Source organism: Brevundimonas nasdae (assembly GCF_016654005.1).
GTDB lineage: Bacteria > Pseudomonadota > Alphaproteobacteria > Caulobacterales > Caulobacteraceae > Brevundimonas > Brevundimonas nasdae.
Genome location: NZ_JAEPWN010000037.1, coordinates 1 through 309, shown reverse-complemented (window position 1 = coordinate 309; position 309 = coordinate 1). Strand labels below are relative to the sequence as shown.

General features: G+C 56.6%; 1 rRNA gene. It reads left to right on the top strand.

Annotated features, from left to right (window positions below):
* Window positions 1-77: ribosomal RNA gene (locus JKF87_RS18180) — 16S ribosomal RNA — on the top strand; the annotation flags it as partial.
* Between the last annotated feature and the right edge of the window lie 232 nt (window positions 78-309).

Sequence of the window (309 nt, the reverse complement as noted above, 5' to 3'; positions counted from 1 at the left end):
CCACGGTAGGGTCAGCGACTGGGGTGAAGTCGTAACAAGGTAGCCGTAGGGGAACCTGCGGCTGGATCACCTCCTTTCTAAGGATGCTTCTCCAGAGGCTCTCTCACGAGGGTTCTTTATTGAAGCTCCAATAAACGGCGGAACGCCGCCGTCTCCGTTTCTCTTTCCTCTTTCGTCACTGAGACATCAGCCATACGGGTTGTTGTGTTGGTGACGCGATCGCGAGCCTGGGTCATTCGACCTGGCTGTCGCTGCCATAGGCCCGTAGCTCAGGTGGTTAGAGCGTACGCCTGATAAGCGTAAGGTCGG